This is a genomic window from Arthrobacter pullicola (assembly GCF_014836875.1).
GTDB lineage: Bacteria > Actinomycetota > Actinomycetes > Actinomycetales > Micrococcaceae > Arthrobacter_B > Arthrobacter_B pullicola.
The window spans coordinates 379,319-393,795 of the sequence record NZ_JACSQC010000004.1; the positions used below are offsets into that span (position 1 = coordinate 379,319).

Consider the following 14,477-nt stretch of genomic DNA (forward strand, 5'->3'; position numbering starts at 1 on the left):
GCTGTAAACTGAAACTTCTATGGACAGCAACTCTAGGCGCCGGCCTGCCTCCTCGTCCGCGGTTACCGCGGCGAAGACGCACAGAGCCGGCAACGCCCGCACCCGTTCCCCGCATTCTCCGGCAGAGTCATCGGAGCCTTCCAGTCCGGCCTCAGCCGACCATCCTCCGCCAGGCGCTAATCCGCCTACCCGCTTCCCCGGAAACCTAAAGCCCAGCCCCGCTGAGGGGGTGGCCTGCTGATATGGAGTGGTTATTCCTCTGTGCAGGCTTGCTGCTCATCTGCGGAACCGGGTTCTTCGTCGCCGTCGAGTTCGCCCTTGTGGCCCTGGACCAGCCCACAGTCCGCCGTGCGGTTGAAGATGGCGACCAGAAGGCCGTGCCCCTGCTGCGCTGCCTCACCACCCTGTCCACCCAGCTCTCCAGCTGCCAGCTCGGCATCACCATAACCACCCTCCTCACCGGGTATGTCATGGAGCCGTCGGTGGGCCGCCTGCTGCAGGGCCCCCTGGCGGTCCTGGGCTTGCCCCCGGCGGCGGCCCTCTCGGTTTCGGTGGTGGCCGCGATGCTGCTGGCGACCCTGCTCTCGATGCTGCTGGGCGAGCTGATTCCGAAGAACATGTCGATTGCGCTTCCCTTTAGGGTCGGCAGGGCTCTGGCCCGTCCCCAGCTCGCCTTCACCTTTGTTTTCAAGCCGGCCATCCTGCTCCTCAACGGGTTTTCCAATAAGGTCCTGAACCTGTTCGGCCTCGAAGCCAAGGAAGAGGTCTCCGGGGCGCGGACGCCGGCGGAGCTCTCGTCGATGGTGCGCCGTTCGGCTGAGATGGGCACCCTGGACCGCGGAACCGCGAACTTCCTGGCCCGCACCCTCTCCTTCTCCGAACGGACCGCCGCGGATGTTATGACTCCCCGCATCCGCCTGGAAACCATGGACTCTGAGCAGCCCGTCTCCGATGTGATCGAGGCAGCCCGCCGGACCGGGTACTCCCGGTTCCCCGTCCTGGGCGATTCCCCGGACGATATTCGGGGAGTGGTGCACGTCAAGAAGGCCGTGGCCGTTCCGCGGCACAAACGCAGCGGACTGCCCGTGGCGGCCATCATGAGCGAAGTCCTGCGTGTGCCGGAAACGGTGCATCTGGACTCCCTGCTCTCGGAACTGCGCGGGGCAAACCTGCAGCTCGCCGTGGTGCTTGACGAGTACGGCGGAACAGCGGGCGTCGCCACGCTGGAGGACCTGGTCGAGGAAATTGTCGGCGAGGTGTCCGATGAGCACGACAAACTGAAGCCCGGAGTTCTGCAGAGCGCTTCCGGCTACTGGTACTTCCCGGGCATCATGCGGCCGGATGAGGTCAGTGAGCTGGTCCCGTCGCTGCAGGTGCCGGACGATTCCGGCTACGAAACAGTTGGCGGCTACATCATGGCCGGGCTGGGCCGGATCGCCGAAGTGGGGGATACCGTGCCGGTGCCGGGTGGAACGCTGGAAGTGGAACGGATGGATGGACGCCGGATCGACCGTGTCTGTTTTGTCCCTGACGGAGATGAAGAGCCGGCAGCTGGGCGGGACGCCGGCGAAGGTGCGGACCGGAAACCGTCCGCTCCCGTGTCCACGGCCCGGGAGCCAAAGCCGTCTGCGCCCACCGGCCAGCCGGTCCACGGTTCGACGGCGGCACCGCTGCGGAAAGAAGGTGCCCGATGAATGACCTCGCAGGGATTTTCTGGCTTGTGGTCCTGCTGATGGGCAATGCGTTCTTTGTTGGCGCCGAGTTCGCCGTGATGTCCGCCCGGCGCAGCCAGATTGAGCCCCTTGCCGACGCCGGTTCCAAGCGGGCGAAGACCACGCTCTGGGCGATGGAGCATGTCTCCCTCATGCTGGCGTGCGCCCAGCTGGGCATCACCGTGTGCTCACTGCTGATCCTGTACGTCGCGGAACCGGCAATCCACCATCTGCTGGCTGCACCGCTCACGGCGGTCGGCGTGCCGGTGGAAGTGGCTGATTTGGCCGGGTTCCTGGTGGCGCTGCTGTTTGTGACTTTCCTGCACGTAACGATCGGCGAAATGGTGCCCAAGAACATCTCGGTGTCAGTGGCCGACCGCGCCGCCCTGGTGCTGGCTCCGCCGCTGGTGATGATTTCGCGTGTGGTGCGTCCGGTCACCGCAAGCCTGAACTGGGTCGCCAACCATGCCCTGCGGATGGTTGGGATTACCCCAAAGGATGAGGTCACGTCCTCCTTCACGCTGGAGGAAGTGCAGTCGATCGTGCAGGAGTCCACGCGGCACGGACTGGTGGCGGACGACTCCGGCGTCATCTCCGGGGCTCTGGAGTTCTCCGGCCAGACCGCCGGTGAGGTGATGATTCCGCTGGATGAGCTGGTCACGCTCCGCACCGACTGCACTCCCGCGGAGTTCGAGAAGGCCGTTGGCCGGACAGGTTTTTCCCGGTTTGTGCTGATGGATGACGACGGGAACTTCACGGGCTACATGCACCTGAAGGATGTCATGGCGATTCCGGAGGAGGCTTTCGAGCGGCCGATCACCGAGAACAAGGTGCGCACGCTCGCGAATCTGCGGCTTCAGGACGGCATCGAGGACGCGCTGGCAGTCATGCAGCGCACGGGCTCCCACGTAGCCCGTGTCCTTGGTCCGGATTCGCAGACCCGCGGAGTCCTCTTCCTTGAGGACATCATTGAACAGCTCATCGGAGAGATCCGGGATGCCACGCAGGCCCAGGGGTTCCGCCGCTCCGGGGAGAGCTTCGCCGGGTAGCCGCAAAACCCCGGACGAAACGCATATGCGAATGATTCGCGTTTGCGTTATGCTGGGGATCTCCGGCTTTCCGGAACTTCCATTGACACCTGAAACGGGGATTTTGACTCTATGCGCCGTCTGCCCATTCGACTCACCGGTTACCTCATCGCCGCCGGACTGGCACTCACCGCGTGCTCTTCGGACAGCGGGGGGAACGGTGCAGGCACGGGCACCGGAGACGGCACCATCCGTGTCGTGGCCTCGACCGACGTTTACGGCAGCATCCTCGAATCCGTAGGCGGAGAGCACGTGAGCGTGGAGTCGATCATCAACCGGCCGTCCCAGGACCCGCATTCCTACGAAGCCACCGCCCGGGACAAGCTCGCCGTCTCCGAGGCAAGCCTTGTGGTGCTCAACGGCGGCGGGTACGACAGCTTCATGGAAAGCCTGGTCAAGGATGAAGGACTGCCTGCCGAGGACGTGCTGAACGCCGTGGAGATTTCCGGTCTCGGTGAGGAATCCGGCCACACGCACTCCGATGAGGAATCCGGGGCGGACGAGGCCCATGACCACGCCGGACACTCGCACGGTGAATTCAATGAGCACGTCTGGTATGACCCGGCAGCCATGGGCCAGCTGGCCGAAGCGGCCGCGCAGCGCCTGGCCGAACTGGATCCGGCCAACGAAGCGTCCTTCCGGGACAACGCAGCAGATTTCCGTGCCGGGATCAGCGAATTGGAGACCAGGCTGGAAGCCCTTCGTCCCGCAGCCGACGGGCGCGGCGTCGCGATGACTGAACCCGTTCCGGCCTACCTCCTCGAGGATGCCGGGCTGCACAATGACACTCCCGAGGACTTCACCCAGGCGGTGGAGGAAGGCTCGGACGTGCCGCCCGCGGTACTCAAGGAAATGCAGGACCTGATGTCCTCTGCGGACATCGCCTTCCTGGCCTACAACGAGCAGACTTCCACCTCACAGACTGAGGCTGTCCGGAACACCGCGGAATCCGCCGGCATCCCCGTGGTGGACTTCTCCGAAACCCTTCCGGAAGGTGAGGACTACCTCGGCTGGATGGGACTCAACATCGATGCCATTGAGGGCGTCCTGCAGTGAACCGCCCGGTTGTCCAGCTCCGCGGCGCCTCGATGGCGTTCGGTGACCGGACACTGTGGCAGGGACTTGACCTCGACATCCATGCCGGCGAGTTCCTGGCCGTCCTGGGCCCCAACGGCACCGGCAAGACCACCCTGTTGAAGGTGCTTCTGGGCCTGCAGCCGCTGAGCGCCGGGTCCGTCACTGTCAACGGCCGGAAGATCGAGCGCGGAAGCAGCGACATCGGATACATCCCCCAGCAAAAGTCCTTCAGCCCGGGCACGCCGCTGCGCGCCCGGGACCTGGTTGGCATGGGTGTCGACGGCGACAAGTGGGGGCTGCGGCTGCGGCGGGCACCGGTCCGCCGGCGTGTGGACGAACTGCTGACCCAGGTCGGTGCCACCGGCTACGCGGACGAGCCGGTCGGCAAGCTCTCCGGCGGTGAACTCCAGCGGCTGCGGGCCGCCCAGGCGCTGGCAACGGATCCGGACCTGCTGCTCTGTGACGAGCCCCTGCTCTCCTTGGACCTGCATCACCAGAAAGCCATCAGCGCGCTCATCGATGAGCGCTGCCACGTCCAGGACTCCGCCGTCGTGTTCGTGACCCACGAAATCAACCCCATCATCGACTACGTTGACCGCGTCCTCTACCTGGCAGGCGGTCAGTTCCGGACCGGCACGCCGTCCGAGGTCCTGCGCTCCGAGGTCCTCTCGGACATGTACGGCTCCCATGTAGAGGTACTGCGCAGCCACGGCCGGATCGTGGTGCTGGGCGTCCCCGATGCGACAACCCACCACCACGGTGAAAGTGAAGACGACCTTGGACCTTTCTGATTTCTTCTCCTCCGTCTTCGACTTCAGCGACTACGGGCAGCTGCTGCCGCTGGTGACCAACTCCCTGTGGGCTGCAGCCATCCTGGGTCTGGTCGGCGGGCTGATCGGCATCTTCGTGATGATGCGGGACCTGGCCTTCGCCGTGCACGGCATTGCTGAACTGTCCTTTGCCGGCGCAGCGCTGGCGCTGCTCATCGGCGCCAATGTTGTCCTGGGATCGCTGGTCGGCTCCATTACGGCGGCGCTGCTGCTGGCCGTGCTTGGCCTGCGTGCCCGGGACCGGAACTCCATCACCGGCGTCATCATGCCCTTCGGGCTTGGCCTGGGCATCCTCTTCCTGGCCCTTTACGAGGGACGCTCGGCCAACAAATTCGGCCTCCTGACCGGACAGATCGTTGCCGTGGACAGCGTCCAGCTGAACCTGCTCGCCATCTGCGCGGCAGTGGTGGTCATCGGCCTTGTGGTGGTCTGGCGGCCGCTCACCTTCGCCAGCGCGGATCCGGACCTGGCGGAGGCCCGCGGAGTTCCCGTGGGTGCCCTGTCGATCGTCTTTATGTTCCTGCTGGGACTCTCCGTGGCACTGTCCATCCAGGTGGTTGGCGCGCTTCTCGTGCTCTCGCTGCTGATCACTCCGGCAGCCGCCGCACTGCTGGTCACCTCTTCGCCGAGGCTGGTGGTGGCGCTAAGCGTGGTCTTCGCCCTGGTTTCGGCTGTGGGTGGGATCCTGCTGGCGCTGGGCGGACGAATTCCGATCAGCCCCTACGTGACCACGATTTCCTTCGCCATCTACGTTGTCTGCCGCGTGATTATGAAAGTGCGCGGGCGCAGCCGGAGGTTCAGCGCGGACACCTCCACGGTGTCAGCCCGCTAAACCCGGTTGCCGGAATGCTCCAGGAGACCGGCTGCGGCTAACGTGAGCAGTCGGGGCAGAGTCCGAAGACTTCCACCGTGTGTGCAACGTCCGTAAAACCGTGTTCCCTGCCGAGCCGTGCAGCCCAGCTTTCGACAGCAGGAGCTTCGACTTCCACTGCTTTTCCGCAGTTCCGGCAGACCAGGTGATGGTGGTGGTGGGCGGCCTCGCAGCGGCGGTACAGGACCTCGCCGTCGGCGCCCCGCAGCACATCCACCTGCTCCTCATCCGCCATGGACTGCAGGATCCGGTAGGTGGTGGCCAGGGACACCGGTTCACCGCGGTCCTGCAGCAGGCGGTGGAGTTCCTGGGTGCTTACGAAGTCTTCCAGCGAGTCCAAGGTGCGGCCCACCGCGAGACGCTGACGGGTGACCCGTGGCTCGGCCGTCCGCCTTGATGGCGATGGCTGCGCTGACATGGGAGCCTCCTGCGGCTTCGGGTAGATGGGCTGCCCCCAGATTATCAGCGATGCGCCTTCCCGGTCCCGCCGCCTCCGTGGCCTGCCGGAGTATCGTGACCGTATGAAGATGACGAAGTACAGCCACTCGTGTGTCCGATTCGAAAAGGCCGGCGCCGTCCTGGTCCTTGACCCCGGGAACTTCTCCGAGGTGGAGGAGGCGCTGGAAGGCGCCGACGCGATCCTGGTGACGCATGAACACGCTGACCACATAGACCAGGAACGGGTGCTTCCGATCCTCTCGGAGCGGGAGGACCTGCGGCTGTACGCTCCGGCGCCGCTGGCCGCGTCCCTGCGCGAAGCCGTGGAGGAAGAGGTCCGCGGCCGTATCCTTGATGTCCAGCCCGACTCCGCGTTTGAGATTGCCGGCATCGGGATTCGTTCCTTCGGCGGGCAGCACGCCCTGATTCATCCGCTGATCCCGATGGTCCGGAATCTGGCCTACCTGATTGAAGGCGGTATCTACCATCCGGGCGACTCCTTCATTGTTCCGAACGGCCTCAAGGCCACAACGCTCCTGCTGCCGATCCACGCACCCTGGTCGAAGGTCGGCGAAGTGATCGACTTCCTGATCAGCTGCGGTGCCGAAACGGCCTACCCCATCCATGACGCACTCCTGAACGGCAACGGCCGGAAGATCGTGGAGAAGCACCTGGAACGGTTCGGTGGAATGTACGGCACGCGGTATGTGTCGCTTGCCTCCGGCGACGTGGTGGACGTGTGAACGGCGTGCTGATCAGCGCGGGGGAGCTGCAGGAGCTCCTCGCAGGGAACCGGCCCGTGCGCCTGCTGGACGTGCGGTGGGAACTGGGCCGCACTGACGGGCACAGCCAGTACCTTGCCGGCCATCTGCCGGGCGCGGTCTTCGTGGATCTGGATACGGAGCTCTCCGCTCCGCCCGGACCCGGTGGGCGGCACCCGCTGCCGGTGCCGGAGGACTTCCACACTGCTGCCCGTGGCTGGGGAATCAACGACGGCGACCTGGTGGTTGCGTACGACGCCGCCGGAGGAGCCGCCGCTGCACGCGCCTGGTGGCTGCTGCGCCACGCCGCCTTCCCGGAGGTCCGGCTGCTGGACGGCGGCCTGCCCGCCTGGCAGGAAGCCGGTGGCAGGCTTGCCGAGGGCAACGAGGTTCCCGTCCCGGGCACTGCCGTCCTTTCCTGGGGACACCTGCCGGTGGCTGACATGGAAACTGCCGGCGAACTGGCATCCTCGGGGGTCCTGATCGATGCCCGGGCTCCGGAACGGTTCCGCGGCGAGCACGAACCCATCGACCCCCGGGCCGGGCATATCCCCGGAGCCGTCAACATCCCCGCAGCCGGAAACCTGGAGGCCAACGGCCGGTTCGCCGATGCAGGCGTGCTCCGCTCCCGGTTTGAGGCGGCCGGCGTCGACGGGACCAAGCCGGTTGCCGCCTACTGCGGCTCCGGAGTGTACGCCGCCGCGGCAGTGGCTGCCCTGGCTGTTGCCGGCTTCGACGCCGCCCTGTACCCGGGCTCGTGGTCCGAGTGGTCGTCCACCCCCGGAGCGCCGGTGGCAACCGGCGCCGGTGACGGGTAGCGTCAAAGCCATGTTTACCGGCCGTCCCGTTCCGCCGCCGCTGCACGTGCAGCGCAGCGGCCATGACGCCAGCAGCTTTCACCGAGGAGAACGAATGAGCACGCTATTCACCAAGATCATCGAGGGTGAGATTCCCGGCCGCTTTGTCTGGAAGGATGACGACGTCGTTGCCTTCCTCAGCATCGGGCCCCTCGCCGACGGGCATACCCTGGTCGTTCCGCGCCGGGAAGTGGATAAGTGGACGGACGCCCCGGCTGACCTGCTGGCGAAGCTGACCGCCGTCGCGCAGGAGATCGGCAAGGTCCAGGTGGAAGTGTTTGGTTCGGAGCGGGCCGGGCTGACCATTGCCGGCTTCGAGATCGACCACCTGCATCTCCACGTGTGGCCGGTGAACTCCCTCCAGGACTTCGACTTCAGCCGTGCCGACACGAACCCCGACCAGGACCGGCTGGCAGCCAACGCGGAGAAACTGCGCGACGGGATGCGGGCCGCCGGGCACGCGGAGTTCGTGCCCGGCGCGTAGCCAGGTCCCCAGGCTCTTCGCCGGCCCCGGCAGCTATGCCGGGGCCAGCGCCTGGTTAAGTGCGGTCCGGATCCGTTTCTCCGAAACGGACCGGGCCGTTCCCAGTTCCTGGGCGAAGAAACTGATCCTGAGCTCCTCGATCATCCAGCGGACCTCCCTGAGGGCCGGGGGAGTGCCGGCCCCGGGCAGCAGGGCCGCGACGGCGTCGTCGTAATCATCTTCCAGCCCCTGGACCACTGCCATGTTGAGGGAATCGCGCTGGATGTTGGTGGGCAGCTTCTCCAGCCGCCGCTCAATTCCGGCAAGGTAGCGCGGCAGCTGGGCCAGCTGGGCGTAGCCGGTGCGGGCCACAAAACCGGGGTAGACCAGCTGCTCCAGCTGCGCCCGGATGTCGTTCAGGGCCGAGATCAGGGCCAGGGACGTGGTGCCCTTAAGCTGCTTCTGGATGCGCCGCGTGCTGGAAAGCACCTTCTCCACGATGGCCGTCACGGTGAACACGGTGTCTATCAGCTCTGCCCGCACGCTCTCGTAGAGCGCATCGAACTCCAAGCGCGACCAGGGCAGTTTTTCCGGCGTCAGCTTGTCGATCGCCGCGAGCGTGCAGTCCTGGATCAGGGCAGCCACGCTCCCGTGCGGGTTTTGGCTGAACGTCAGCTTCTCCGCATTGCTCAGGTGCTCAAGGACGTATTTCGCCGGGCTGGGCACCCGCAGTGCGAGGAGGCGGATGACGCCGGCGCGCATGGCGGCCTCCTGCTCGGGGACATTCTGGAACACCCGCAGGCCCACGCTGGCGCCCTCATCAACCAGGGCGGGATAACCGGTGACGGTGTGCCCTGCCACCTCCCGGGCGACCTGCCGCTCGATGGTGCCGAAGCTCCATTCGGTCAGACCGGTTTGTTCCCGGAACGACGGCGGCCCGCCGTTAGGGGACGCAGGAAGGGCCGCGCCCCCGCCGGAGCCCCTGCCCGGCTTTCCGCGTGCCGGTTTGTCCCGCTTGACGGTACCCGGCGTGGCGCCCAGCGATTCGGCGATGGCACGGCGGTTGGCCGGTGCCAGGGATTCCTGCAGAGCCGCCAGGTCCTTGCCCTCGTCCAGGATCCGTCCGGCGGAATCGACAACGGAGAAACTCATCCGCAGGTGTTCAGGCACCGCATCCCAGTTCCAGGAACCCGGCGGAATGATGTGCCCCTTGAGCCGGCGCAGCGCCAGCTCCAGGGACGGTTCCAGGGGATCAGAGGCCGGGTCGAAGTCGGCGGCCAGGGCGGCCGCTGCCGCGCGTGCCACGTCCGGTGCCGGTATGAAGTTCTTCCGCACGGCCTTGGGCAGTGACTTGATCAGGGCGGTAATGAGTTCGGCGCGCAGGCCCGGGATCTGCCAGCGGAACGGTTCGGGATCCAGCTGGTTCAGGAACAGCACCGGAACCTGGACAGTCACGCCGTCGTTCGCTCCCGGAACACCGGGCGTGAACTCGTAGGACAGCGGCAGGTCAAAGTCAGCGAACCGGAAGGCCTTCGGGAAATCGTTCTCATCCAGGTCCGCGGCATCGTCCGTGCGCAGGGCATCGGGATCAAAATCCAGCAGCCCCGGATTCTCGTGGCGGGCGTGCTTCCACCACTTGTCGAAGTGGCGTTCCGAAACCACGTCGGACCCTACCCGTTCGTCGTAGAACTCGAAGAGGGTCTCATCATCAACCCGCAGGCCGCGGCGGCGGACCCGGGTTTCGAGTTCCTCCAGCTCTTCCAGCAGGGCACGGTTGCGGTGGAAGAACTTGTGGTGCGTGCGCCAGTCACCCTCCACCAGGGCATGCCGGATGAACATTTCGCGGGACAGCACAGGGTCAATGCGGCCGTAGTTCACGCTGCGGCGCGGAATGACCGGAACACCGTAGAGCGTGACCTTCTCGTATGCCATGACGGAGCCGTTGCGCTTGGACCAGTGCGGCTCGCTGTAGGTGCGCTTGATCAGGTGCGGAGCTACTTCCTCCACCCAGAGCGGGTCAAATTTGGCGGCGATCCGCGCCCAGAGCCGGGAGGTTTCCACCAGTTCGGCAGCCATGACCCAGTCCGGGGACTTCTTGAACAATGCAGAGCCGGGGAAGACGGCGAACCGGGTGCCGCGGGCGCCGGCGTACTCACGCTTGCGCTGGTCGTAGAGGCCAATGTGGCTCAGCAGTCCAGCGAGCAGGGAAATGTGCACGTCTTTTTCGCGGCCCACCGGATCAACTTCACCGGGGGTAAGCGTGATGCCCAGCGGCTTGGCCAGCTGCCGGAGCTGGGCGAACAGATCCTGCCACTCGCGGATGCGCAGGAAGTTCAGGAACTCGTTTTTGCACAGTTTCCGGAACTGGGAGGAGGAGAGCTCCTGCTGCTTTTCCTGGATGTAGCGCCAGAGGTTGAGGAAGCCCGTGAAGTCCGAGTTTTCATCCACGAACCGCTTGTGGAGTTCGGCCGCTTTTTGGGCCCGGGCGGGGTCGTCCTTGGACGGGCGTTCCCGCGGATCCTGAATGGTGAGGGCGGCCGCCAGGACCATGACCTCGCGGACGCAGCCGCGCTGGCCGGCTTCCACGATCATGCGGCCGAGCCTCGGATCAACGGGCAGCTGGGCCAGCTTGCGTCCGACGGCGGTGATCCCGCCCTTGGGTTCCAGGGCACCCAGTTCTCGCAGCAGCAGGGCGCCGTCGTTCACGGCCTTGGGATCCGGAGGCTGGACGAACGGGAAGTCCGCCACGTCCTTGGGGCCCTGCGCCACACCCATGGCGGCCATCTGCAGGATGACGGCAGCCAGATTGGTCCGCAGGATTTCCGGGTCGGTGAACTCGGGCCGTGACTCGAAGTCCTCCTCCGAATACAGGCGGATGGCGATGCCGTCCGAAACCCGGCCGCAGCGTCCGGAGCGCTGGTTGGCCGAGGCCTGGGAGATCCGTTCGATCGGCAGGCGCTGGACCTTGGTGCGGTGGGAGTACCGGGAGATCCGTGCCGTGCCGGTGTCAATGACGTACTTGATGCCGGGAACGGTGAGGGAGGTTTCGGCAACGTTGGTGGCCAGCACGATCCGGCGCTGTTTGCCGGGGGAGAAGACCCGGTGCTGCTCGGCCAGGGACAGGCGGGCAAACAGCGGCAGGATTTCGGCGTTCGCCAGCCTCGGATTGCGCTGCAGTGTGCCGCGCAGGGCGTCGGCGGCGTCGCGGATTTCCCGTTCGCCGGAGAAGAAGATCAGGATGTCGCCGGGTGCCTCCCGGGAGAGCTCGTCAACGGCGTCGCAGACCGCGTCGAGGGGATCGCGGTCCTCCTCGAGTTCATCCTCATCATCCTCCAGGGCGCCGAGGGCGGGCTGGTTCAGCGGCCGGTAGCGGATCTCCACCGGGAACGTGCGTCCGGAGACCTCGATGACGGGAGCCGGGGTGCCGTCCGGTGCCGCGAAATGCCGGGCGAAGCGCTCCGGGTCGATGGTCGCGGAGGTGATGATGATCTTCAGGTCGGGACGTTCCGGCAGCAGCCGCTTGAGGTAGCCCAGGATGAAGTCGATGTTGAGGCTGCGCTCATGGGCCTCGTCAATGATGATCGTGCTGTACTTCTTCAGCTTCCGGTCATGCTGGATTTCGGCGAGCAGGATGCCGTCGGTCATGACCTTGACCTTGGTGCCGCGGCTGACCTGCCCGGTGAACCGGACCTGGAAGCCCACCTCGGCGCCGATCTCGACGTCGAGCTCCTCGGCGATCCGTTCAGCAACGGTGCGGGCCGCGAGCCGGCGCGGCTGGGTGTGGCCGATCATCCCGTTCTCGCCGAGCCCCAGTTCCAGGCACATCTTGGGAATCTGGGTGGTCTTGCCGGAGCCGGTGGCGCCGGCGATCACGGTCACCTGGTTGGCCGCGATGGCCGCCATGATGTCTTCGCGGCGTTCCGAGACGGGAAGCTGTTCGGGGTAGGAGATTGTCAGTGCCATAGTTGGCACCAGTCTAGTGGGTTGGCGGTGCCTGACCGGCGGCCCTGGCCAGGCGCCCTGCGGCGTCCCGGGCACGCTGGCGCATCTCCTCCGGTTCGAGGATCTCGAACTCGATCCCCAGCGCAGCCATGCGGATCAATGGAAGGTCCAGGGAATCCCAGCCGCTGCGCAGCATCGTGTGGCCGGGGCCGTCGGCTGTCAGGACCGCCACCTCCGCCGGCACCTGTTCGGAAACCGTGCCCAGGGGAGCCGCGATCCGCAGCACGACGTCGTACCGGTAGGGGCTGCGCGTAATGGCGTCCTGGACGTAGGCGGCGAGGTCCCTGGCCGGCAGCGGCCGCGGCACAAACCGTTCGCGGGGCACCGGGATGGACTGGCACCGGTCCACCCGGAAGGTCCGCCAGTCATGGCGCTCCAAATCCCAGGCGACCAGATACCACCGCCGGCCGGTGCTGACCAGTTTGTAGGGCTCCACATTCCGGCGGCCCTCGGCGGACTCGAAGGCCTGGTAGCGGAAGGCGGAGACCCGCCGCTCCGAAATCGCCGTGGAGAACGCGGTGAGGATGTCCGGATTGACCGCAGAGACGGTGGCCGCGGGACCGGCGAGCACACTGACCGACTGGCGCAGTGCGGAGAACTTCGGCCGCAGCCGGCCGGGCAGGACCTGTTCAAGCTTCACCAGCGCCCGGATGGATGCCTCGCCGATGCCGGAGACCGGACCGGATGCGACGGCGGTGAGGCCCAGGGCGACGGCCAGGGCTTCCTCATCGTCAAGCAGGAGCGGAGGCAGCTGCGCGCCGGCGCCCAGCTGATAGCCCCCGGCAATTCCGGGGGAAGCCGAAATGGGGTAGCCCAGGGTGCGCAGCTTGCCTATGTCGCGGCGTACCGTCCGTTCGGTGACGGCCATGCGGTCCGCGAGCGCCGCGCCGGTCCACTCGCGGCGCAGCTGGAGCAGGGAGAGCAGGTGAAGCAGCCGGGCGGATGTTTCGAGCATGCACTCAAGCTACTCCGATATGCGGACAGTAGCTGTCCTGAATTGGAAAAAGGCGGATTCCGGAAGCGGCGGCGCGGGGGATGAGCGCGGCACCCCGGCGATTGGCCGCAGGTGCCGTGGCGGAGCGGGAGCGGAGCATTACCGCAGCCGCGGCTGGTACGGCTGATCGAGGTAAAGGTCCCGCGGGTCATTGACGTCCCAGAGTGCGTTGCCATGCCAGGGACGGCCGGAATGGACCGGCGGAAGATGGCCGCGTCCGTCATTGCGGATGCTGTGGACGACTGCGGCGATGCTGGCGAGAAGGAGAGCGGCTAGGAGGCTGATCAGAAAGATTTCCATACCTCAAGGTTCGTCCTGGACGCCGGAAAAAAAAGTGGCAGAAATGACCATGACCGACAAAAAACTGCCATACTTTAGGCATGCTCAAATCTGTGGCAGTCATCACATTGGATACCGTTGGAATCTTCGAACTTGGCCTGCTGGGGGAGGTCTTCGGAATCGACCGCTCCGACCGCGGAACCGGGATTCCCCGTTTTGAACTCACCGTGGTGACCCCGGAGCCCGGCCCGGTGCGGACCGCGGCAGGGTTCAGCATCGACGTCGCCCATGGTCTGGACGCTGCCAGGGATGCCGACCTGGTGGTCATGGCACCGTTTGGCAGCACAGAAGCCCATAAGATGCCGGATGCCGTACTGGACCTGCTGCGCGAATCCCTGCAGCGCGGCGCCTGGGTGATGTCCGTTTGCACTGGTGCCTTCGCGCTGGCCGAAGCCGGCATCCTGGACGGCCGCAAAGCAACCACCCACTGGAGGTATTCGGACGAGCTGGCGGCGGCCTATCCCGAAGTCATCGTCGATGAGAATGTGCTCTACGTTCAGGACGGCAATGTGATCACGAGTGCTGGAACAGCCGCTGGAATTGATGCTGCCCTGCACCTGATCCGCCAGGAACTCGGTGCCAAAACGGCTGCCGCCATCGCTCGGGACATGGTGGTGCCCCCTCACCGGGACGGAGGCCAGGCGCAGTACGTCGACCGTCCGATGTCGATCACCGGATGCGACACCTTGGAGGAGGTGCTCGTCTGGGTCAACTCCACCCTGGAAGAGGAGCATTCGGTGACCGCGCTCGCCGACCGGGCGCATATGTCCGAGCGGACCTTTGCCCGACGGTTCAAATCCGAGACCGGAACCACGCCGTCCGCCTGGATCAATGCGCAGCGGGTGCTCCGGGCCCAGGAACTCCTGGAGGAATCCGAGCTGTCCGTAGAGGAAGTGGCCCGGGCCGTCGGATTCGGGCAGGCCGTCCTGCTGCGGCACCACTTCAACCGCGACGTTGGCATCAGCCCGGCCGCGTACCGCCGGGCGTTCCGGGGCGCGGCCGCGGCCGGTGCCCGCGTCCAATCCGCGTAATGCCGGGAAATACG

Annotated in this window: 13 protein-coding genes; 9 read left to right on the forward strand and 4 right to left on the reverse strand. The window is 66.0% G+C overall.

The annotated features are described in order from the left end of the window. Positions 1–242 precede the first annotated feature (242 nt). From H9638_RS10590 to H9638_RS10610, 5 genes are all read left to right on the forward strand, one after another. Positions 243–1,694 (forward strand): hemolysin family protein, encoded by a 1,452-nt coding sequence (locus tag H9638_RS10590; protein WP_191747135.1) that lies wholly within the window; start codon positions 243–245, stop codon positions 1,692–1,694. Beyond that, on the forward strand, positions 1,691–2,761 hold the full coding sequence (locus H9638_RS10595) for a hemolysin family protein (protein ID WP_191747136.1): 1,071 nt from the start codon (positions 1,691–1,693) through the stop codon (positions 2,759–2,761). The genes H9638_RS10590 and H9638_RS10595 overlap by 4 nt, the downstream gene beginning before the upstream one ends. A gap of 111 nt (positions 2,762–2,872) precedes the next feature. Further along, a complete protein-coding gene (locus H9638_RS10600) occupies positions 2,873–3,856 on the forward strand; it encodes a metal ABC transporter solute-binding protein, Zn/Mn family (RefSeq protein WP_191747137.1) in 984 nt (327 codons plus the stop codon). Between the two features lie 32 nt (positions 3,857–3,888). After that, positions 3,889–4,668: a metal ABC transporter ATP-binding protein gene (locus H9638_RS10605; protein ID WP_191747309.1), complete on the forward strand. Its 780-nt coding sequence runs from the start codon at positions 3,889–3,891 to the stop codon at positions 4,666–4,668. Next, a complete protein-coding gene (locus tag H9638_RS10610) occupies positions 4,655–5,539 on the forward strand; it encodes a metal ABC transporter permease (RefSeq protein ID WP_225217264.1) in 885 nt (294 codons plus the stop codon). The genes H9638_RS10605 and H9638_RS10610 overlap by 14 nt, the downstream gene beginning before the upstream one ends. A gap of 37 nt (positions 5,540–5,576) precedes the next feature. Here the strand turns inward: H9638_RS10610 and H9638_RS10615 are convergent, their stop codons facing one another. Further along, positions 5,577–5,996, reverse strand: coding sequence for a Fur family transcriptional regulator (locus H9638_RS10615; protein WP_191747139.1), 420 nt, complete (start codon positions 5,994–5,996; stop codon positions 5,577–5,579). 103 nt (positions 5,997–6,099) lie between these two features. On the opposite strand from H9638_RS10615, the gene H9638_RS10620 reads away from it, so the two are divergent. The 3 genes from H9638_RS10620 (at position 6,100) to H9638_RS10630 (ending at position 8,118) form a co-directional block, all read left to right on the forward strand. Then, positions 6,100–6,759: an MBL fold metallo-hydrolase gene (locus H9638_RS10620; RefSeq protein WP_191747140.1), complete on the forward strand. Its 660-nt coding sequence runs from the start codon at positions 6,100–6,102 to the stop codon at positions 6,757–6,759. Further along, entirely contained in the window at positions 6,756–7,595 is an 840-nt protein-coding gene (locus H9638_RS10625) for a sulfurtransferase (protein WP_191747141.1), read from the forward strand. The genes H9638_RS10620 and H9638_RS10625 overlap by 4 nt, the downstream gene beginning before the upstream one ends. A 94-nt stretch (positions 7,596–7,689) precedes the next feature. Continuing rightward, complete coding sequence (locus H9638_RS10630; protein WP_191747142.1) at positions 7,690–8,118, forward strand: HIT family protein; 429 nt, start codon at positions 7,690–7,692, stop codon at positions 8,116–8,118. 33 nt (positions 8,119–8,151) lie between these two features. Here H9638_RS10630 and hrpA read toward each other — a convergent pair whose 3' ends face one another. The 3 genes from hrpA to H9638_RS10645 all read right to left on the reverse strand — a co-directional run bounded on the left by hrpA (position 8,152) and on the right by H9638_RS10645 (position 13,393). Beyond that, complete coding sequence (hrpA, locus tag H9638_RS10635; protein WP_191747143.1) at positions 8,152–12,060, reverse strand: ATP-dependent RNA helicase HrpA; 3,909 nt, start codon at positions 12,058–12,060, stop codon at positions 8,152–8,154. 13 nt (positions 12,061–12,073) lie between these two features. Continuing rightward, positions 12,074–13,054 (reverse strand): helix-turn-helix transcriptional regulator, encoded by a 981-nt coding sequence (locus tag H9638_RS10640; RefSeq protein WP_191747144.1) that lies wholly within the window; start codon positions 13,052–13,054, stop codon positions 12,074–12,076. A gap of 138 nt (positions 13,055–13,192) precedes the next feature. After that, positions 13,193–13,393, reverse strand: coding sequence for a hypothetical protein (locus tag H9638_RS10645; protein WP_191747145.1), 201 nt, complete (start codon positions 13,391–13,393; stop codon positions 13,193–13,195). A gap of 80 nt (positions 13,394–13,473) precedes the next feature. Between H9638_RS10645 and H9638_RS10650 the strand changes: the two genes are divergently transcribed. Further along, a complete protein-coding gene (locus H9638_RS10650) occupies positions 13,474–14,463 on the forward strand; it encodes a GlxA family transcriptional regulator (protein ID WP_191747146.1) in 990 nt (329 codons plus the stop codon). Positions 14,464–14,477 lie beyond the last annotated feature (14 nt).